This window comes from Acinetobacter sp. 1294243 (genome assembly GCF_000588015.1).
GTDB lineage: Bacteria > Pseudomonadota > Gammaproteobacteria > Pseudomonadales > Moraxellaceae > Acinetobacter > Acinetobacter pittii.
In genome coordinates this window covers 1-21,001 of sequence record NZ_JFXG01000023.1, presented here as the reverse complement: position 1 = coordinate 21,001, position 21,001 = coordinate 1, and the positions used below count along the sequence as shown (strand labels likewise).

Below are 21,001 nucleotides of genomic sequence, written 5' to 3'. Positions count from 1 at the left end.
CTGAGCTGAAAATAGTTTCTCAACCCAGCCAATTTGTTATTGTGATAATTTATATTCTTGCGATAACTGCCGCATTTCCGCGGTCTGTTTATAAACATAAGCTTTGAGTTCTTCACCTGTCAGCTGAAATGGGAGTAGATCCTGATTTTCACGGACTGCGTCAAATTTCTGGTTAGCCATCATTTTATCGAAGGCATTTTTCCACCAACCATAGGCTTCATCGCTCACCTTTGGTCCCATATAGAAACCACGGATGACTGGCCACTCAATGTCATAGCCTTGCTCTTTTGCAGTAGGTAATTTTGAGAACTTTCCGTCTAAACGTTTGTTAGCAAAAACAGCCAAAACCCGAATATCACCAGACTCTAGGTATGAACTGACTTCACTAATATTGCCTACCCCAACTTGAATATGCTGCCCCAATAATGAAGTCAGCACTTCCCCACCACCTTCAAGTGCAACAAATCTTAAATCGGCAGGACTAATACCTGCTTTTTTTGCCAACATTGCTGTTTGCATCCAGTCTTGACCGCCCACACTTCCAGCACCACCAAAGCTGAGTGCTTTTGGGTTTTCTCTGAGTGCTTTCATCAAGTCATCGAGATTTTTCAATGGCGAGTCTTTATGTACCGAAACCAGACCATAATCGACGGCGACCCCAGACAACCATTTCACATCTTTTTCAGTGAAGTGTCCGAATTTTCCTTGTGCTAAGTTCAGAAGTGAACCAGTGGAAAATGCAACCACGGCATTATTATTCGCAGGGTCACTGTTTACGATCTTGTTATAGGCTACGGCACCAACCCCACCCGGCATATAGGTTACGCGTATTGGATCTTTGAGCTGGTCTGTTTGTTTAAAGCCAGATTGAATCAATTTACAGGTCATATCAAACCCGCCACCCGGCTTGGCTGGGGCTATACATTCCGGACGTTTTGGCTGACCCGCCTCTTTAGAAGCATTTCCTGAACCACACCCAGCCATTGTCACACTGACGCATGTTAATGCCAGTAAAGTTAAATTTTTCATGTTACATACATCCTTATAACGTTTTGCTCTATTCATATTTTGATTTTTACCAATCTCCATAATCGACCTTCTTGGCACGATCATGCTTATTGGTTTTTAGTTTTGGTCTTATGTTTTGAAATGCGCTTTTTCACAGCGAACTTCAGTAATGCAGCGTTACTATAAAAATTACGAATCAAGCGACTGAAAGAAATAGCTAAGGAGAGGGAACGTTAGGGCAATCACCAGATCTATAATAAGAATTAAAACCTTTGCAAAAATATCTAAAAATGCTTCGGTTAAATAATACTGATGAATAACAACAAGATAGTAAAAACGTAATCTATTGAGTTGTCTTTTGCATATCCATGCTATGGGTAACGTTAATATTTAAATAAATAAACCTATTTACCCAATTTTCCCTTCTGATCAAATGAGCTAAATACTCATATATTTTTCCAATAGTTATTTAATCAATTACTCTTCTTCATAATTTGAAAATCCATCATATTTTTTAATGCATCATGCATTTAATGTGCTCCCTTTTTCATTTGAAAAGATTAAAGCACAGATCAAGAAAACATCGTGATACCAATAAATTAAAGGGGGCATTAGTAAAATTAAATAGGTTAAAATTCTAAGAAAAGGGAATGTGAAAGACTGAAAATCTAGCGGTAAATTTATCGTAATAATAAATAAAAGTTAGAGAATAAATTTTAATATTAAAGTTGAAAAAGATCGTTTTATTGTTTTTAGAATATCAAATTAAAGATCTTTTTTATGGATTGCTGTTAATATTAAAGCGCATGATAGATTTCCCAATCCTTCATATCTGTACAAATTAAATCAAGGATGATGAGCGAACACATTTATTATGGAAATCAAACAAATAAAGTATTTTTTGACTGTGGTTGAAGCGGGCAGTATTGGTAAAGCTGCCCAAAAACTTGATGTGGGCGCTTCAGCAATTAGCCAGCAAATTAGTAAATTAGAACAAGAGCTAAGCATTCGCCTATTACAGCGTAATGCCTTTGGTGTCACCCCTACTCCAGCAGGTCTCGCCTTTTTAAAACATTCTCAACTTATTTTACGTCAAGTGAACTTCGCGGTAGATGCTGCCCATTCTGCACGACTATCTGGACATGTCAGCCTTGGCTTTCCACCGACCATTACGGCTTTGATTGGTATCCCTTTAATGAAACTAATGTCTGAACGTTACCCAGACATTCGTTTAGAGATTGTGGAAACGCTATCGGGCAATCTAATTCAATCCATTAACTCGCGTCAGCTCGATATCGCGATTATTTTTACCAATGAAATTGATAAACAGTGGTCAATACAGCCTTTGGTACGCGAGCAAATGTATTTAATGGCACGCAAGGAAGTACTAGAAAAATATGGTCTTGCCGAATGCATCAAAAGTGGTGTGATTCAATCTCAACAAATTGGAGACCTTCCTTTAGTATTACCACGCCAGCGCCATAGTTTAAGAAAGTTACTTGAGCACAAGATTGGTCAGCTTAACGTCGTCTATGAAATTGATGGCCTACACTTACTCATGGACAGTCTAATTCACCTCGACCTTGCCAGTGTCCGCCCAGGCAGCGCTTGTCTGCAAGAGTACAAACATAAGCTTCAATTACTCAAGTTAGTAGACCCTGAAGTTGAACGAATCAATTATTTGGTGAGCCTTGCCGAAGAAGAATTATCACCTGCTGCACTTGCTGCAAAGTCAGCCATTAAGGCTTGTGTGAAAGATTTGATTCAAAACCAGATTTGGCCATGTTCTGAAATTATTTTATAAAGAGTCATTAATTTTATTAAATACCTAATTAATTTTGCCCTCTCACTCCCTCCTGCTTTTTGAGATTACATTTTCGTCCGAATGATAAGTGGTTTTCTGCTTATCGAAATATAGATGTGTAGTTTGAACTGGAAACAAGGCATCACATTTTCTGCAAAGGACCTCGCTAAATCTCATCTTTAACCCATTTGCTCTTTAGATTTATTGATTGAATCAATTTAGGTCCAGCCTCGAAAATCGTGAATGTTTCCATTTTGTCAGGCCAAGGAGGTCTCCAATGGATGTCGTGAATAACCGTAGGGCTACTTTTAAAAAAATATTAAATGTAACGAGTGGCAACTTTTTAGAGCAGTACGACTTTTTTCTTTTTGGTTTCTATGCCACTTATATCGCGGCAAAATTTTTCCACTCTGAAAATGAATATGTCTCTTTAATGATGACATTTACCGTATTTGCTGCGGGCTTTCTTATGCGTCCTCTCGGCGCTATTTTCTTGGGCGCTTATGTCGACAGAGTTGGTCGACGTAAAGGTCTCATTGTTACTTTAAGCCTTATGGCCATCGGAACCATCTTAATTACCTTTGTACCGGGTTATGAAACCATAGGTATTATTGCGCCGATTTTGGTGGTCATTGGACGTCTATTACAAGGCTTTTCGGCAGGTGTTGAATCTGGCGGTGTTTCTATTTATCTAGCAGAAATTGCAACGGATAAAAATCGTGGATTTATCACAAGCTGGCAGTCTGGCAGCCAACAAGTTGCTGTTGTGTTTGCTGCATTACTTGGCTACTGGCTCAACACCATCTTAACTACTGCTCAAGTGGGTGAATGGGGCTGGCGTATTCCGTTCTTAATCGGTTGTTTGATTATTCCGTTAATCTTCTTGTTCCGTCGTACTTTAGAGGAAACTGAAGACTTTAAATCGCAAAAGACTCATCCTTCAACAAAAGAAATTTTCAGCACACTGGCAAGCAACTGGCGCATCGTCCTTGCAGGCATGATGATGAGTGCAATGACGACGACCACTTTCTACTTTATTACGGTTTACACCACAGTGTATGCAAAACGTACTTTAGAAATGTCAGTAACAGACAGCCTTTTAGCAACCGTGTTTGTTGGTTTGTCTAATTTCTTCTGGTTACCAATGGGTGGTTTGCTTTCAGACAAAATTGGTCGCCGTCCAGTACTAGTCGGCATTACCACACTTGCTCTCTTTACAAGTTATCCGGTTTTAAGTTGGTTAGTGAGCAACATTAGTTTCTCAAACCTTCTAATTACGCTTGCTTACTTCTCGTTCTTCTTTGGTATGTACAACGGAACCATGGTCGCAACGCTTGCAGAAGTCATGCCGAAACGTGTACGTACAGTTGGTTTCTCTTTAGCGTTTAGCCTTGCAGCCGCTATTTTTGGTGGTATGACCCCAATGGCTTGTACCTTCCTTGTCGAAAACACAGGTAACCCAAGTACCCCTGCTTTCTGGCTTATGCTCGCTGCGGTCTGTAGCCTCATCTCAAGCTTGTATCTATGCCGCGGTTCTAAACAGAAAAATACTGACGCGATTGCTGAGCCTGCAAAGATTAGCGCTTAAAACAACAACTACTTAACCTGAAATTTTAATGAACAGTACGGCAGATCTTAAATCTCCGTACTGTGTTCTCCTGTCATTAAAGCGAGATACTATGAAAAAGTCCCCTATCTTCACGACCATTTGCCTAGCTGGTGCTAGCTTAGGCTCAACTCTTGCTAACGCAGATACAATCGAAGTGATTAGCTCAGGCGGTTTTTATTCATCTATGGAAAAACTCATTCCATTATTTGAAAAGCAAACAGGCCATACCGTGCATCTCTCGTCTGGTTCATCGATGGGTGCATCACCGACTGCAATTCCAAATCGTCTCGATCGTGGTGAACGTTTTGATGTCGTTGTGTTGGCTGCACCTGAACTGAGCAAGCTCGCAGAAAAGGGTTATGTAGACCCAAATTCACAAAGTGCTTTAGTAAATTCAAGCATTGGCATGGCTGTGCCTAAAGGTGCACCAAAGCCAGATATTAGTTCTGCAGAAAAATTTGAAAAAGTTTTATTAAATGCCAAGCACATCGGCTATTCAGCAAGTGCGAGCGGTACACATCTTGAAAAAGATGTTTTCCCAAGCTTCCCACCTGTCGAGTACAAAGTAATTTCGAGTAAAGCAGAAAAAGTAGTTGGTGACCGCGTTGCAAAACGTATCGCCGAAGGCCAGTTTGATATTGGTTTCCAGCAAATTAGTGAAATCAAACCTTTTACAGGCAAATATGGTCAAGTTGAATTAGTCGGCCCAATCCCTGCACCGTATCAAAAAGTGACGGTATTTTCGGCAGGCATTGGTAAAAACTCGGAACATGCAAAAGTCGCAAAAGAGTTAATTAAATTTGTGAAATCGTCACAAGCAACACAAATTATTGAAGAACAGGGTCTTGAGCAGGTTAAAGAATAAAAGCTCTAAAAGGCAACATCTTGAGGTGATGTTGCCTTTACTCTATTGCCAGTTTACTCAAAGCAATAGAGTAAAAACTATAGCGACAAACCAGTGTAGAATTAATCGATAAAGGTTAATGTAGTATTTGCCGTGGAACTCAAACAATTAAAGTATTTTATTGCAGTGATCGAGTCAGGGAGCTTGGGTAAAGCTGCAAAAAATCTCGATATTGGAACTTCTGCATTAAGCCAGCAAATCTCAAAATTAGAAAGCGAGCTTTCTATTCGCCTTTTACAACGCACCGCTTTGGGTACAGTTCCCACCCCTGCGGGCTTAGCTTTTTTTCAACAAGTGCAACTGGCACTTAGACACCTAGACCATGCCGTAGACTCTGCGCATTCTTCGCGTTTAAGTGGTCACGTCACCGTAGGTTTTTCGCCAAGTGTTGCGGCTGTTATTGGCACGCACTTTTTAAAACTCATGAGAAACCGCTATCCCGACATTAAAGTCCGTTTAATTGAAGGGTTATCGGGTGACCTCAAGGCATTAGTTAATGCAAGGCAGCTCGATGTTGCCATCATCTTCAGTGACGATGTCGACCCACAGTGGGCCATACAGCCTTTAGTCAAAGAACAGATGTTTTTAATCTCACCTAAAGAAGTGCTGAGTGAATACCATCTTGAAAGCTGTATCGATACTCAGACCATTACTCATTCGCAGCTTAAAGAACTTCCTCTGATTTTACCGAGTCAACGACATGGACTGCGTTTATTGCTCGAACAGAAAATTCATCAGCTTAAAGTGGCTTATGAAATTGATGGACTACATTTGTTAATGGAAAGCATCAGTCAACTGGAAATGGCAACCATTCAACCTGCGGGTGCATCGTTAAACTCAAGGCAAGACTTGTGTTTGCTACGCGTTGTAGAACCTGCCATTGAGCGTATTAACTATTTAATTAGTCTCTCTGAAGAAGAACTCTCGCCTGCCACCTTAGCTACGAAAGTGGTGATTCGTGCCTGTGTAGCAAACTTGATTAATGAAAAGCGCTGGCCCGGTGCGAAACTCATAAACACTTAAGCTGTTAGTGTTTATTTTTACTAAACACCCATTCAAGCCTAGCCTCTCACTTCGCCTTCCCTTTTAAAGCTACATTAGCCCTAGCTGAGAAAGGGAGAAATCCATGCATGATGTGATTGTAATTGGTGGTGGGAATGCCGCACTGTGTGCCGCGCTCACGGCAAAAGAAAGTGGCGCTTCTGTGCTTGTGCTAGAAGCAGCACCTAAAGAATGGCGCGGTGGTAACTCACAACACACTCGTAACCTTCGCTGCATGCATGATGCTCCTCAAGATGTATTGGTCGATGCCTATCCCGAAGAAGAATATTGGCAAGACCTACTTAAAGTGACTGCGGGCAAAACCAATGAACATTTAGCTCGTCTGGTCATTCGTAGCACTGCAACCTGCCGCGACTGGATGCGTAAACATGGTGTGAATTTTCAGCCACCGCTATCGGGTGCTTTGCATGTTGCACGTACCAATGCATTTTTTATGGGCGGCGGTAAAGCCCTCATTAATGCGTACTACCGTAGTGCCCAAGAACTTGGCATCGAAATTTTATACAACACAAAAATTAAAGATCTAAAGTTAAACCAAGGACACTTTGAAGCCGCAATTGCGGAAGATGGCCGTGTGTTTAAAGCCAAAAGCTGTGTCTTGGCCGCAGGTGGTTTTGAGTCAAATCTTGAATGGTTAAGAGAAGCATGGGGACAAAATGAAAACGGCGAATGGCCTGCCGATAATTTCATTATTCGTGGTACCCGCTTTAATCAAGGCAACTTGCTTAAATTTATGATAGATCAAGGCGCCGATATTATTGGTGACCCATCGCAATCGCACTGTGTCGCCGTAGATGCACGCGCACCCTTATATGACGGTGGTATTTGTACTCGTATTGACTGCGTTTCCTTGGGAATTGTGGTCAATAACAAAGCTGAACGTTTTTATGATGAAGGCGAAGACTTTTGGCCAAAACGTTATGCGATTTGGGGCCGTCTTGTTGCTAAACAACCCCAGCAAATTGCTTATTCGATTATTGATTCAAAAGCGATTGGTCGCTTTATGCCACCTGTATTTGCTGGTGTAAAAGCAAATAGCATTCAAGAGTTAGCCGAAAAAATCGGGCTGGATGCAAAAACCTTATGCCATACCGTAGAAGAATTTAATCAAGCCTGTGTGCAAGGCACCTTTAACCATACTGTTTTAGATGCTGTACCACCGAAAATATTGTTCCCAATAAAACTCATTGGGCCGTTCCTCTTGACCAGCCACCCTTCTATGCCTATGCCCTTAAACCCGGCATTACCTTTACCTATTTAGGTTTAAAAGTCGAAGACGATGCTGCTGTACGTTTTAACAATAAGCCAAGCCACAACCTGTTTGTCGCAGGTGAAATGATGGCAGGTAACGTACTTGGTCAGGGTTATACCGCGGGCGTTGGTATGTCGATCGGAACGACATTTGGGCGAATTGCCGGAAAAAATGCCGCCCGCTATGCACTTTCACAAGGAGTTGAACATGAATGCTAATAGCAAAGCCCTAATTCCAGTTGTTCAGCTCTCAGACCACGAGCAAGAAGTCCAAAGAGCCCTACAGATTTGTAATGCTTGTCGCTACTGTGAGTCATTTTGCGCAGTTTTTGCAGCGATGACCAAACGCCTTGAGTTTAACCAAGCCGATATCCATTACTTAGCAAACCTGTGCCATAACTGTGGTGCGTGTTTACACGCTTGCCAATATGCCCCACCGCATGAATTTGGCGTAAACATTCCTAAAGCGATGGCACAAGTACGTTTAGAAACTTACCAACAATTTGCGACCCCTCAGCCTTTAGGTCGACTTTATAAGTCTGTAGGTATTCCTTTTGTCTCGGTGTTAACACTTATTTTCTTTTTTTGCATGTTAGCCGTAGTGTGGTGGAAAGGCACTGACTTATTTGCAGGTTATCAAGGTAATTTCTATGCGATTTTCCCGCATAACTTTTTAGCTCTATTATTTGGAGCGACCTTTACAGTTGCGATTGTTTTGCTCGGCATTGGAATTAGCAAATTCTGGCGACAAACCTCTAAAGTCATTCATGGCAAAGTTGAGAAACCCGATCTGGTTCAAGCCACTCAAAATGTATTAACGCTTAAATATTTAGATGGCGGTCATGGTAAAGGCTGTAATGAGCAAGATGATCGTTACACACAAATCCGCCGTGTGTTCCATCACCTGACTTTTTATGGCTTTATGCTCTGCTTTGCAGCTACGGGTGTAGCGACTTTATATCACTATTTTCTTGACCTACACGCACCTTATCCTTACCTAAGCTTACCTGTGATTTTAGGCACTTTGGGTGGAATTGGCTTAGTTGTTGGACCATCTGGCCTGCTCTATTTAAATCTTAAACGTCATCCGTTGCATGGTGACCGTGAGCAAAAACCTGTAGATCGAAGCTTTATTTTCCTTCTACTTATCGTTAGCGCTTCAGGGTTAGCACTCATGGCATTTCGCAATACTCCTTACATGGCACTTTTACTGATTTTCCATTTAGCCACAGTCATGACATTCTTTATTACCATGCCATTTGGAAAGTTCGCACATGGTTTTTACCGCAGTGCTTCTTTACTCAAATTTGCCATCGAAGAACGTATTTCTAAGAAGTCATAATTTTATTCAAAAGTATTCACTATATTGGCATAGTGAATACTTTTATTATTTTTAAGCTCAAAACATTTCATACCGTCCCTACTTTTTACTATTTAAAATTCCTAAGCCATACATCGGCCACTTCGTACTCGCTTTAATATTATTAATGAGCATCGCCACTAAAACTAAAGACACTGCACCGACCAAAACAGGGAAAATTAAGAAATTCCACTCATAATGTATGCTTCTTGCGGTGAGTAAAATAACCAAAGGATTCGCTCCAGCAGGTGGATGAACACATTTAAACACTTGCATGAGCGCAATTGCACAGCCCACGGAAAAAGCAATTGTAAAAATGGAAACGCCGATAAATTTTAGAAAAAACAAACCCACGAAAGCCGAAATAAGATGTCCAAATATAATATTTCTGGGCTGTGCCAAAGGTGACTGCGACACGGTATAGAGCAATACACAGGTTGCCCCAAACGGCGCCATGATAAAAACATTGTGTGTGAGCTTACTCAACCACAACAGTATAAAAATACTGAGCGTCCCCCCAACAAGGCTTCTTAAGACATCAACTTTATTGGGCGATGGAGCCAGTTTTTCTTTGCCATAAAAGATCGAGAACATGGTTTTTTTCCTCAAACAAAAATTTGCTTTTCAAAAAGCATATAGATAAAATTTCAAATAGTACAGATCTGTACTATTTTATTTTTTGGAAAAGACACATGTCAAAATCTGCCTTAAAAATATTAGATACAGCCGAGAAGTTATTTAATGAAAATAGTTTTGTCGGGGTTGGCGTTGACCTGATTCGCGATGAATCTGGCTGCTCTAAAACCACCATGTACACGTACTATAAAAATAAAAATCAACTGGTTAAGTCTGTGCTCGTTGCACGTGATGAGCGATTCAAGCAAAGCCTTTTGGGCTATGTGGGAGATGCAACAGGGTTAGAAGCCATTAATAAAATTCTGGATTGGCACACCAATTGGTTTAGACAAGATTTTTTTAAAGGCTGTTTATTTGTAAGAGCGGTCGCTGAATCTAACCAAGATGATCAAGACATTATTTCTATTTCTAAAGCCCATAAACAATGGATTAAAGTATTGATTGCGCAAAACTGCAATATACCGAATGGTGAAGCTTTATCTGAGCTGATCTATACGGTGATTGAAGGATTAATTAGCCGCTTTTTAGTCGATGGTTTCGATGAAACACTTGCGATAAACATGAAAAATTCTATTAATCAATTATTTAATATTCATCAACATTAGTATGAGAACTTAAAATGGAAGTGGACCATATTTTTATTTGTGTACAATCAGGCGCTCCCGAAGCTGAAACTTTAAAAAAATTCGGTCTAACAGAAGGTTCATCCAACAAGCACCCGGGTCAAGGTACAGAAAACAGACGCTTTTTCTTTAAAAATAGCTTTATCGAATTAATCTTTTTAAATAATCCAGAAGAAGCTTCAAGTGATCTCACCAAACCGACTCTGCTTTTTGAACGACTAAGTACTCAAAATAATATCGCGTCCCCTTTTGGTATTTGTTTTCGCCCTAAAAATAAAGATGATAACGGTGCAAAATTTCCTAACTGGGTGTACAAGCCAAGCTATTTACCAGCCAGCTTAGAAGTAAATGTTGCCAAAGATGCTGTTGTATCTGAACCGATGTGGTTCTTCCTTTCATTTGCTTCACGACCAGACCTTGCTGTAAAAGACAAACAACAACCACTTGTGCATAGCAAAGATTTATCAGAAATCACCGCGATTAAGGTTTCTATTCCAAACCTTAAGCAGCATCCTACTTCATTACTGTTCAATACACTTGATAATTTTGAAGTCACCGATGGACCGGAGCATTTAATGGAAATTAGTTTTGATCATAAACCTCAAGGAATGATTCATGATTTCAGACCAGAGCTGCCGCTTATTTTTAAATATTAAGAGTCTTATTTTCTAATGAGAAACTGTGATTTATTGCGAATCACAGTTTTCATTTAAATTGAATCACATTAAAAGCGGCAATAGCTTAAGCAATTTTCCCATCAATAATGCCTTTCTCTTTTAACGTAGCCAGCTCCTCTGCTGTTTTAAATCTCGATAAGATTTGAGCAGTATGTTCACCAAGTTCTGGCGGTGCATGATGATATTCAACTGGAGTATCAGACAGTTTGATGGGTGAGCCAATGGTTTGGAAGTTTTCATTTAAACGATGAGGAATATTAACCACCAAGTTGCGATGCACGATTTGTGGTTCAGCCAAAGCTTCTTCAATAGAATTGATAACACCTACTGGCACTTTAAGCGCATGAATCATCTCAACCCATTCTTTGGCAGTTTTTTGCAAAAAGTGCTCCGACAATAAAGGAATTAGTTCATCTCGATATTTGACGCGGTCTTGGTTACGGACAAACTTTTCATTTTCGAGTAACTCTGGATAACCAATCGCAATACACAAATCTTTAAACTGTTTGTCGTTACCGCAAGCAATAATAAATTCTTTATCTTTAGCCTTAAAAGTTTGATATGGCACAATACTTGGGTGTTGATTACCCATGCGCTGTGGGGCTTTACCCGAAGCTAAATAGTTCATTCCCTGATTTGCTAGTGCCGCGACCTGTACATCAAGGAGTGACATATCAATATACTGACCGCGTCCCGTGTGCGAACGTGCAATCAAGGCAGCTTGAATGGCAATGGTGGAATATAGACCAGTTTGAATATCTACAACAGCCACTCCAACCTTTTGTGCACCACCGCCTACCACATCATCAGGCTCACCAGTAATGCTCATTAAGCCAGACATACCCTGAATAATAAAATCATAGCCGGGTTCTTCTGCACGTGGACCATCTTGTCCAAAACCCGTAATCGAGCAATAAATAATATTTGGGTTTAGCTCACTTAATGACGCGTAGTCCAAACCATATTTAGCCAAAGACCCTGTCTTATAATTTTCAATGACGACATCGGCAGTCTTGGCAATTTCATAAATTAAGGCTCGACCTTCGGGGGTAGTTATGTCTACCGCAACCGAATATTTATTGCGATTCGTACACTGGAAATAACCAGATTCACGGGTCATGTTTCCATCTTGATCGGGCATCCATGGTGGCCCCCACATACGGGTGTCATCACCTACTCGAGGACGTTCAATTTTAATCACTTCCGCGCCAAGGTCTGCCAAGATTTGCCCGCACCATGGCCCTGCAAGCACACGACTTAAATCTAAAACCCGAATTCCTTGTAATGCACCCATAACGATACCCTTATCTTTTTAGAAGGCACTCAACGTACCTCCCTGTCATTGTTTATGATTGTTTTTTGCGGATCGTACTGACGATCTTTAATAAATAAGCCTGGCAATACACCCGCAACAAAATATGCAGCGCCCATCACAATAAAGGCCATGGTAAACGTCCCGCCCGATGCTAAGAAACCAATCGTGGCTGGGGCAATCGCTGCCCCGACACGACCAATGTTATAAGCACCGCCAATGGCTGTTCCGCGCACATCGGTTGAAAAACTTTCAGCCATATAAGTCGCATTTACACCATATGGAATGCCATATAAGAAGCCAAAAGTGATCAATAAATACAAAATATTGTCAGGGGTATTGAAGAAAATAATGATTGGCAAGAACACGGCGCTGGCTATTGTTCCAAACACAAAAACAGCACGGCGGTTAAATTTGTCTGCAAGATAACCCGCTAAAATTTTTCCTAGAATCATTGCTGTATATGAACCCACCATATAACTGGTTAAGTTTTTAAAGTTCATATGCACTTCTGTTTCTAAATAACTTGGCATCCAGTTGTTAATGCCGTAATAACCAAACTGTAAGAAGAATGCTGTGGTCATCCACAACAGAAACATCTTACGGTGCTTAAAGTTATTAAAAATTTGCTTATAAATACTGCCACTTTTAGGCTTTTCAGCCACGACCATTTCTTTTGGTTGTCTATCGCCTTGTAAGCTTTCAATTTTGGTGAGCTGCCAAGATTTTGGCTCTGGCACAAAGCGTTGCAGGAAAATATTAACGAAAGCAGGCACCACGGTCAGGAAGAATAAAACACGCCAGCCATGATCTGGAATAATTGCGCCAGCTAAGAGTGTCGCTGCAATATAACCTACGGTCTGACCCGTCTGTAGCGTGCCCAAGACCGTTGTCCGGTACGTGGTTGGCACATATTCAGCCATTAAGGTATTACAAGCCATATAGAGTGCTCCGATTCCTAAAGCACCAATAAAACGTAGAGCCATAAATTGCTCGAAGCTTTGCGTAAAACCCAATAAGCAAGTCGCTACAGAAAAGAAGGTTACTGAGTTGGCAATGGTTCGTACGCGACCAAACTTATCACATGCCCAACCACCCAAAATCCCGCCAATACCCATACCCGCCAAAGAAGCACTACCTAAGGCACCTGCCTGAAAGGTACTTAAACCAAACTCTGCCTTTAAACTGGTCAAGCTATAAGACAGCAGCATAATATCAATGCCATCGACCACCATCGCAAAATAGGCAAATAACAACGCCCATTTCCATGTATGAGGGCCAATCTTTTCATATGTTCCAAGGTTACTTGGAAATGTGGTTCTTAACTCTTTCGATATTACTTGAACATCATTGTTCATCTTTCGTTCCTCATTTTCCCAAATGAGTCATCGGTAGCTTACTTATGTTTTCTGTATAACTTAATCTTCTATATTTTCATCATCTTACGTTAATTTTAAGTACACAGAAGCCCTTCTTTACATGAGTATCCTTACGATGAATCTTGTCATTTTCCATAAATTTTTGCGTAAAAATCCCTAAAGGCGCTCTCGAAAGAACACCTCTATCTTTTAAAAATTAATGAGTTAGTTACTAAATGCTGCGATACCCGTTTGTGCACGACCTAAAATTAAGGCATGAACGTCATGTGTGCCTTCATAGGTATTTACGACTTCAAGGTTAACCAAATGACGTGCTACGCCAAACTCGTCGCTAATCCCATTTCCACCCATCATGTCACGCGCCATACGAGCAATATCGAGCGCCTTTCCACAATTGTTGCGCTTAATTAGAGATGTGCCTTCAACTGACGCAATGCCTTCATCTTTCATACGGCCAAAACGTAAAGCTACTTGCAAGCCTAATGCAATTTCAGTTTGCATATCTGCCAGTTTCTTTTGAATCAACTGATTTGCAGCCAACGGACGACCAAATTGTTTGCGGTCCATGGTGTATTGATGTGCAGTATGCCAGCAGAACTCGGCAGCACCCATTGCGCCCCATGCAATGCCATAGCGGGCGCTATTTAGACAGGTAAATGGGCCTTTTAAACCTCGAATTTCAGGGAACGCATTTTCTTCAGGTACAAAAACGTTATCCATTACAATTTCACCTGTAATCGATGCACGTAAACCAACCTTGCCATGAATGGCAGGCGCAGATAGCCCTTCCCAACCCTTTTCTAAAATAAAGCCTCGAATATCACCCACATTACCTTCAGCAGAAACTTCTTTTGCCCAGACCACAAATACATCGGCAATTGGACTGTTGGTAATCCACATTTTTGCGCCACTTAAACGGTAACCACCGTCAACTTTTTTAGCACGAGTAATCATACTGCCTGGGTCTGAGCCATGGTCAGGTTCAGTCAAACCAAAACAGCCGATGTATTCACCCGTGGCAAGTTTAGGTAAATACTTTTGCTTTTGCTCTTCGGTACCAAATTCATGAATCGGAACCATGACCAATGAGCTTTGCACGCTCGCCATAGAGCGGTAACCCGAATCGACATATTCAATTTCACGTGCAACCAAACCGTAACTCACATAGTTCAACCCCGCGCCGCCATATTGCTCAGGAATGGTTGGACCCAGTAAGCCTAGCTCTCCCATTTCACGGAAAATAGATGGATCTGTTGTTTCATGACGAAATTGTTCAAGTACACGTGGTTGCAAACGTTCTTGGCAATAGGCGTGAGCAGCATCACGAATCATGCGCTCATCTTCGGTAAGCTGTTGTTCAATTAAAAATGGGTCTTGCCAGTTAAATTGAACTTTTGCTTTTTTTGTTGTCACCATGTGATTCATCGCATCCTCTGCTTGATTTGATCTTCTTTATTTAACTCGATGTTATGCGTGAAAAATGCAGTAATCAAACGATAAATGTTCATGCAGATATGCGAATTACGCATATTTAAAATAAGAGGTATTAAATTTAGATATTTAATTCGTTGTATTTCATTAAAAATGGCTTATTTTTATACTAAACTCAGATATCTGCATTTAGGTCATATGCTGTTTTGAAATATGATGACAAATAAAAGGATTTATTTATGCGAAGAAGTATCCCGTCTATTCAGGGCCTGATTTGCTTTGAAAGTGCAGCAAAACATCTAAGTTATACCTATGCTGCGCAAGAGCTATGTATTACTCAAAGCGCCGTCTCTCGCCAAATTCAGCAGTTAGAAGATTTCCTAGGGGTTGAACTCTTTATACGTACTCGGCATGGCGTTGAACTCACCATTGCAGGTCAGCAGTATTTTAAAAGTATTAAGCCCTACCTATTAGGTCTAGAGAAATGTACGGCCGATGTGATTTCTCATAAAGGTTTAGGTGGCACACTAAAATTAGGTGTAGTTCCTACCTTTGCAACACGCTGGCTATTACCCAAGCTCCATCTTTTAAATCAAAAACACCCTGAAATTACAGTTCACTTAGAAACCAGTACCAAGCCTTTTTTATTTAATGACAATATTTTTGACGCTGCAATTTTTGCAGGTACGCAGCAGCAAATTGACCACTGGCCCGGCATACAAGCGCATTATTTAATGGATGAAGAAATTGTACCTGTGTGCTCACCAAGGCTCATCGAGAAGTATTTTCCAGATGCTTTGATGATTAATGAAAATACCTATGATTTAAGCTCGGAAGATTTACTGAAAATCCCCCTACTACAACAAACCACTCGGCCTAGCATTTGGCAAGAATGGTTTCTAACCCATCAGATGCAGCACCCGAAACCTTTTGATGGACAACGCCATGAGTTATTTTCAATGCTTGCGGTTGCCGCCAGTCATGACATGGGAATGGCTCTAATTCCACAAATGTTGATTGAGTCTGAACTACAAAAAAAGGAACTGGTGATTGTTTCCAATAAGAAACTAAAAGGCAGCCGAAAGTACTATCTCATTCATTCGAGCCAAGATATCTCACCGACTATTCAAAAATTTGTTGAGTGGATTTACCAAGAACTAGAACAACTAAAGAGCAATACAAATTAGCTCAGCAGGTTTTATTTATACTCAATATTGCGAACTATACTCAAAAAAAGATTGTGATTGATGAGATCACAATCTTTTTAGTTAAGCGTAAATGACTTTGAATTAATGACTCATCAATTGAATATCTGAACCACTACGCTTCGGATCAATCAAGATTTTGGCATGCTGTTCAGGATCACGTAATGCTTCAAATGCACTCGTAACCCCTTCTAGGCCAACAACACCGGTAATGAGCGGTGAGCAATTCACTTTACCTTCTGCAATCATGTGTAGCGCATCTCGAAACTCAAGCGGTGTATAGCCCAACACGAACTGAATTTCTAACTCTTTATTAATCGCAAGTGCTGGTTCGATTTTGTCACTTTGCATGCAGACACCCACCCCAACAATTCGGGAAAACAAAGGTGCACCTTCAATAATTTGCTGCAAAACACCCGGTACGCCTACACACTCAAAAATAACAGGACGTTTTGGTAGAGCGCCTAATTTGTCAATCATGCGCCATCCATGCCACCACGGTAAGCGAGTTGCTTGTAACTTATCAAACAGCCCCATACCCATGTTAATTGCATCAGAAACATTGCCAAGCAAACCAAACTCTTTCCAGTTGGCAAATGGCGATGTCTCTTTAGGGTCTACCACAATATCCGCACCACATTGCTCGGCAAGCTTACGGCGGTTTGGTGAAAAATCACTGGCAACTACAGTTTTAACCCCAGCCGCTTTAAGCATTAATATGACACCTAGCCCAACAGGACCGCAGCCAATCACAATCGCAGGTTCACCAGTTTTCACACGGCTACGGCGAACAGCATGCAATGCAACTGCCATTGGTTCAGTCATGGCAGCACTATCGGCATCTAGACCGTTGGGTACTTCAAACATCAAGCTCGACTGAGCAAGTACCTGCTCAGCATAACCGCCCGAAGCATTTGGTGAAAGCCCTGTAGACAAATAACCATGCTGATCTACATTTAAAAGCGGCATTGCGCAAACGAGTGTATCCGCTTTAAATTTATGACGTGTTTTTGGGCCATAGTCTAAAACCTTACCGCAAAACTCATGTCCCAATACAAACGGATCTGTAGACTTGGCTAAACCATTAAACCCGACACGTGCAGCCAAATCATGCATGTGGTCGCAGTGGTGTTGCATATGTAAATCTGAACCACAGATCCCACATCGCACCACTTCCAATAAAACCTGCCCTTTTGCAGGCGTTAAGTTCGGTTGGTCCACGACTTGCAATGTTGCTTGATGACAAAGTACCGACTTCATTTGAGCGCTTCCTATTTCTTCTTTTTCATTTACTTGCCAGAAATAGATTTCTACAGATAAATTAATCGCTTTATCAGTTTGGTCTTTAGCAAGCCTTTATTCATCTTTACAAGTAAAAGGCAAAATACCAATGACCATTCTTCAGCCAATCCACTCTTGAAGAGTCAACCAAAAAACAGGCTCAGCGAAATTAAAAACAATAAAAATCTTGGTGCTTGTATCTTACACAGACTGCGTTGTCTTCTTAGGCCAGAACAACGTCATCAAAATTAAAACTTATACAAATATAGTAAGTTCAAAAAACTCAACTCAACGCTTTTCACAAAAACATAGCAAATCCAAACTTTTATCAGCAGTCTTAAACAGGCATGATGAATTAATAGTAACAGACAAGAAGAAATCCATGATTACAAAAACACTTCCACTTACAGATATACACCGCCATCTTGATGGCAACATCCGCATTCAAACCATTTTAGAATTGGGGCAACAATACAATCTAGATTTGCCTGCTTACGACATTGAATCTTTACGACCACACGTACAAGTTATGGATAACCAACCTGACTTATTAAGTTTTTTATCTAAGCTCGATTGGGGCGTAAAAGTATTAGCCAGTTTAGATGCCTGTAAGCGTATTGCATTTGAAAATATGCAAGATGCAGCACACCAAGGCCTAGACTATGTAGAGTTACGTTTTTCACCGGGTTATATGGGAATGACTCATCAACTTCCACTTGAAGGCGTTGTTGAAGCAGTTATTGCTGGCGTAAAAGAAGGCAGTCAGGCATATGGGGTAAAAGCGAATTTAATTGGCATTATGAGCCGTACTTTTGGTCAGGAAGCCTGTGAAATAGAATTAAATGCTCTACTTGCCCATAAAAATGATATTAAAGCGTTGGATCTCGCTGGAGATGAGCTTGGTTTTCCAGGTAATTTATTTATTGATCACTTTAAAAAAGCGCGTGATGCAGGTTGGCACATTACGGTACATGCAGGTGAAGCTGCCGGCCCAGAAAGTATTTGGCAAGCCATTGAAGAATTAGGTGCTGAACGAATTGGGCATGGTGTTAAAGCGGTTCAAGATTTAAAACTTTTAGATTATTTAGCAAAACACCAGATTGGTATTGAATCTTGTCTCACCTCAAATATTCAAACCAACACAGTGCCTTCTTTAGCAGAGCACCCATTAAAGACTTTTTTAGAACATGGTGTGCTTGCCACCATTAATACAGATGACCCAGCGGTAGAAGGCATTGAGATACAACATGAATATTTAACTGCTGCCCCACTGGCAGGTTTAAGCCCTGAGCAAATTTATACAGCTCAAAAAAACGGCCTAAAAATCGCATTTTTATCAGAACAAGAAAAAGATGAGTTAAGGCAGAAATATCAATAACAGAGAACAGAGAACAGAGAACAGAGAACAGAGAACAGAGAACAGAGAACAGAGAACAGAGAACAGAGAACAGAGAACAGAGAACAGAGAACAGAGAACAGAGCTTATTTAAACAAGCTCAAATATTGGAGACGTTTGAATTAAAATTTAAATATATAAAAACAAAAAAATTCCTTCCACCTGTAAGACTAGAAGAAATTCTTTTCAATATTTGGGATATTTTCAAAGCTTGAACGCTTTCAAATATGGTCGGAGCAGTAGGATTCGAACCTACGACCCCCTGGTCCCAAACCAGGTGCACTACCAGGCTGTGCTATGCTCCGATCTATCTCAGCTTTTGCTGTATCGCACATCGTGCGGTACGGTGTGCATTCTAGGCGTGACGCCCTCAGACGTCAACACCTATTCTCAAAAAAAGTTAAAAATCCTTATCAAATGTATATTTAACAAGCATTTTGAGGTTTTTTAACGTTTTAACGATGCACTAAAGGCTAACATTCGATCTAAAGGCATTTTGGCACGTTCAGCAAGTGCTGGATCAACGTGTATTTCCTGATCACCTTTTTGTAAAACTTCTAAAATTCCGTCGAGTTCATTCATTGCCATCCACGGACAGTGGGCACATGAACGACAAGTTGCCCCCTCACCCGCTGTTGGCGCTTCAACTAAAATCTTATTGGGTACTGCTTGCTGCATTTTGTAGAAAATACCGCGGTCAGTTGCCACAATGAGTCTTTCGTTTGGTAAAGTCTGCGCAGCTTTAATGAGTTGAGAAGTACTACCTACCGCATCTGCAATTTCTACAACCGATTCTGGCGATTCTGGATGTACTAATACAGCAGCGTCTGGGTACAGTGCTTTCATGTTGGCAATGCCACGTGCACGGAATTCTTCATGCACAATACATGCCCCATCCCAAAGCAACATATCTGCACCAGTTTTCTTTTGGATATAGCGACCTAAGTGCTGATCTGGCGCCCAAATAATTTTTTCGCCTAAGCTGTCTAGATGTTCAACAATTTCAACAGCACAGCTCGAAGTCACAACCCAATCGGCACGTGCTTTAACAGCAGCCGATGTGTTGGCATAAACAACTACGGTATGGTCAGGGTGCTGATCACAAAATGCCGTGAACTCATCGACAGGACAGCCCAAATCTAGTGAGCAGGTTGCTTCAAGTGTCGGCATTAAAATTGTTTTTTCAGGAGACAGAATTTTTGCTGTTTCTCCCATAAATTTGACCCCAGCAACAACCAGTGTTGAGGCAGCATGATCTCGTCCGAAACGGGCCATTTCTAAAGAGTCAGAAACGCATCCACCTGTTTTTTCGGCAAGTTCTTGTACTTCAGGGTCGCAATAGTAATGAGCAACAAGGACAGCATCACGTTTTTTGAGCTCTGCTTCGATCTGTGCAAACTTTTGTTGTTTTGCTTCTTCACTTAAGCGATTGTCTTTTGGCTCACCTAAACGGTCTAAATGCGCTTGTACAATGTTTTTTGCATCGTTGGCAATTAAAGTCGCATCACTCATAAAACGTCTTCTCTATCCTTCATGCTGGCATACCTGCTCGCATATAACGTTACTGCTTAAATGATTTACGGATTGAATCATTTAATATCAAAAGATGGGGCTAATAAAAAAGCCTCTTTGTCGAGGCTTGATTATAACTGATATTTAAGAACGGTAATCAGCATTAATTTTGACATAGTCGTAAGATAAGTCACAGGTATATACCGTGTCTTTGGCCTGACCACGTCCTAAATCAACACGAATGGTAATTTCGGTTTGAGCCATAACACGCGCACCCGCTTCTTCGGTATATTCCTCAGCTGCGCCACCATCTTTACAGATTTGTACATCGTCTAACCACACTTGAATTTTAGACACGTCTAAGTCTTTAACCCCTGCATAGCCAATCGCAGCTAAAATACGTCCCCAGTTCGGGTCCGATGCAAAGAGTGCAGTTTTGACAAGTGGTGAATGCGCAATGCTATATGCAATGTCACAACATTCTTGAGTATTTGCGCCGCCTTCTACAGCAACAGTAATAAATTTCGTCGCACCTTCACCATCACGGACAA

The 21,001-nt window shown here is 41.0% G+C and carries 17 protein-coding genes, 1 tRNA gene and 1 pseudogene; 10 read left to right on the top strand and 9 right to left on the bottom strand.

Features of this window, described 5'->3' with window-relative positions; genetic code table 11:
• Positions 1-36: 36 nt before the first annotated feature.
• Positions 37-1,089, bottom strand: a complete 1,053-nt coding sequence (locus J655_RS21985; protein WP_005071167.1) for a Bug family tripartite tricarboxylate transporter substrate binding protein — start codon at positions 1,087-1,089, stop codon at positions 37-39.
• 793 nt (positions 1,090-1,882) lie between these two features.
• Here J655_RS21985 and J655_RS21980 point away from each other — a divergent pair.
• The 6 genes and pseudogenes from J655_RS21980 to tcuB all read left to right on the top strand — a co-directional run bounded on the left by J655_RS21980 (position 1,883) and on the right by tcuB (position 8,980).
• The gene (locus tag J655_RS21980; RefSeq protein ID WP_002115857.1) at positions 1,883-2,812 is read left to right on the top strand and encodes a LysR family transcriptional regulator; all 930 of its coding nucleotides are present in this window, start codon (positions 1,883-1,885) and stop codon (positions 2,810-2,812) included.
• Positions 2,813-3,089: 277 nt separating this feature from the next.
• Positions 3,090-4,400, top strand: a complete 1,311-nt coding sequence (locus J655_RS21975; protein WP_017387501.1) for an MFS transporter — start codon at positions 3,090-3,092, stop codon at positions 4,398-4,400.
• 91 nt (positions 4,401-4,491) lie between these two features.
• Positions 4,492-5,286 carry a substrate-binding domain-containing protein gene (locus tag J655_RS21970; protein ID WP_032053149.1) on the top strand — a complete coding sequence of 265 codons (795 nt, stop codon included), beginning with the start codon at positions 4,492-4,494 and terminating at the stop codon, positions 5,284-5,286.
• Between the two features lie 132 nt (positions 5,287-5,418).
• On the top strand, positions 5,419-6,348 hold the full coding sequence (locus J655_RS21965; protein ID WP_032053147.1) for a LysR family transcriptional regulator: 930 nt from the start codon (positions 5,419-5,421) through the stop codon (positions 6,346-6,348).
• Positions 6,349-6,451: 103 nt separating this feature from the next.
• Positions 6,452-7,857 (top strand): annotated as a pseudogene (tcuA, locus tag J655_RS21960) (FAD-dependent tricarballylate dehydrogenase TcuA).
• Positions 7,847-8,980: a tricarballylate utilization 4Fe-4S protein TcuB gene (tcuB, locus tag J655_RS21955; RefSeq protein WP_032053145.1), complete on the top strand. Its 1,134-nt coding sequence runs from the start codon at positions 7,847-7,849 to the stop codon at positions 8,978-8,980. The pseudogene tcuA and the gene tcuB overlap by 11 nt, the downstream one beginning before the upstream one ends.
• Positions 8,981-9,058: 78 nt before the next feature.
• On the opposite strand, the gene J655_RS21950 is transcribed toward tcuB, so the two are convergent.
• Positions 9,059-9,592, bottom strand: coding sequence for an HPP family protein (locus tag J655_RS21950; RefSeq protein ID WP_032053143.1), 534 nt, complete (start codon positions 9,590-9,592; stop codon positions 9,059-9,061).
• Positions 9,593-9,690: 98 nt separating this feature from the next.
• On the opposite strand from J655_RS21950, the gene J655_RS21945 reads away from it, so the two are divergent.
• Both J655_RS21945 and J655_RS21940 read left to right on the top strand, forming a co-directional pair.
• A complete protein-coding gene (locus tag J655_RS21945) occupies positions 9,691-10,239 on the top strand; it encodes a TetR/AcrR family transcriptional regulator (protein ID WP_032048087.1) in 549 nt (182 codons plus the stop codon).
• A 14-nt stretch (positions 10,240-10,253) separates the two neighbouring features.
• Positions 10,254-10,913: a VOC family protein gene (locus J655_RS21940; protein WP_032053141.1), complete on the top strand. Its 660-nt coding sequence runs from the start codon at positions 10,254-10,256 to the stop codon at positions 10,911-10,913.
• A gap of 85 nt (positions 10,914-10,998) precedes the next feature.
• On the opposite strand, the gene J655_RS21935 is transcribed toward J655_RS21940, so the two are convergent.
• The 3 genes from J655_RS21935 to J655_RS21925 all read right to left on the bottom strand — a co-directional run bounded on the left by J655_RS21935 (position 10,999) and on the right by J655_RS21925 (position 15,050).
• Complete coding sequence (locus J655_RS21935; protein ID WP_032053139.1) at positions 10,999-12,228, bottom strand: CaiB/BaiF CoA transferase family protein; 1,230 nt, start codon at positions 12,226-12,228, stop codon at positions 10,999-11,001.
• A gap of 29 nt (positions 12,229-12,257) precedes the next feature.
• The gene (locus tag J655_RS21930; protein ID WP_032053137.1) at positions 12,258-13,604 is read right to left on the bottom strand and encodes an MFS transporter; all 1,347 of its coding nucleotides are present in this window, start codon (positions 13,602-13,604) and stop codon (positions 12,258-12,260) included.
• 225 nt (positions 13,605-13,829) lie between these two features.
• Entirely contained in the window at positions 13,830-15,050 is a 1,221-nt protein-coding gene (locus J655_RS21925; RefSeq protein ID WP_005071193.1) for an acyl-CoA dehydrogenase, read from the bottom strand.
• Between the two features lie 245 nt (positions 15,051-15,295).
• Between J655_RS21925 and J655_RS21920 the strand changes: the two genes are divergently transcribed.
• A complete protein-coding gene (locus J655_RS21920; protein WP_032053135.1) occupies positions 15,296-16,243 on the top strand; it encodes a LysR substrate-binding domain-containing protein in 948 nt (315 codons plus the stop codon).
• 102 nt (positions 16,244-16,345) lie between these two features.
• Here the strand turns inward: J655_RS21920 and J655_RS21915 are convergent, their stop codons facing one another.
• On the bottom strand, positions 16,346-17,521 hold the full coding sequence (locus J655_RS21915) for a zinc-binding dehydrogenase (RefSeq protein WP_005071199.1): 1,176 nt from the start codon (positions 17,519-17,521) through the stop codon (positions 16,346-16,348).
• A gap of 403 nt (positions 17,522-17,924) precedes the next feature.
• On the opposite strand from J655_RS21915, the gene add reads away from it, so the two are divergent.
• Entirely contained in the window at positions 17,925-18,920 is a 996-nt protein-coding gene (add, locus tag J655_RS21910) for an adenosine deaminase (protein WP_032053133.1), read from the top strand.
• A 246-nt stretch (positions 18,921-19,166) separates the two neighbouring features.
• On the opposite strand, the gene J655_RS21905 is transcribed toward add, so the two are convergent.
• The 3 genes from J655_RS21905 to J655_RS21895 form a co-directional block, all read right to left on the bottom strand.
• Positions 19,167-19,243, bottom strand: a tRNA-Pro gene (locus J655_RS21905).
• Between the two features lie 142 nt (positions 19,244-19,385).
• Complete coding sequence (gene nadA / locus J655_RS21900; protein WP_002115913.1) at positions 19,386-20,450, bottom strand: quinolinate synthase NadA; 1,065 nt, start codon at positions 20,448-20,450, stop codon at positions 19,386-19,388.
• Positions 20,451-20,594: 144 nt separating this feature from the next.
• Positions 20,595-21,001, bottom strand: a 407-nt coding sequence (locus J655_RS21895; RefSeq protein ID WP_032053131.1) for a bifunctional ornithine acetyltransferase/N-acetylglutamate synthase, incomplete at its 5' end; no start/stop codon positions are given.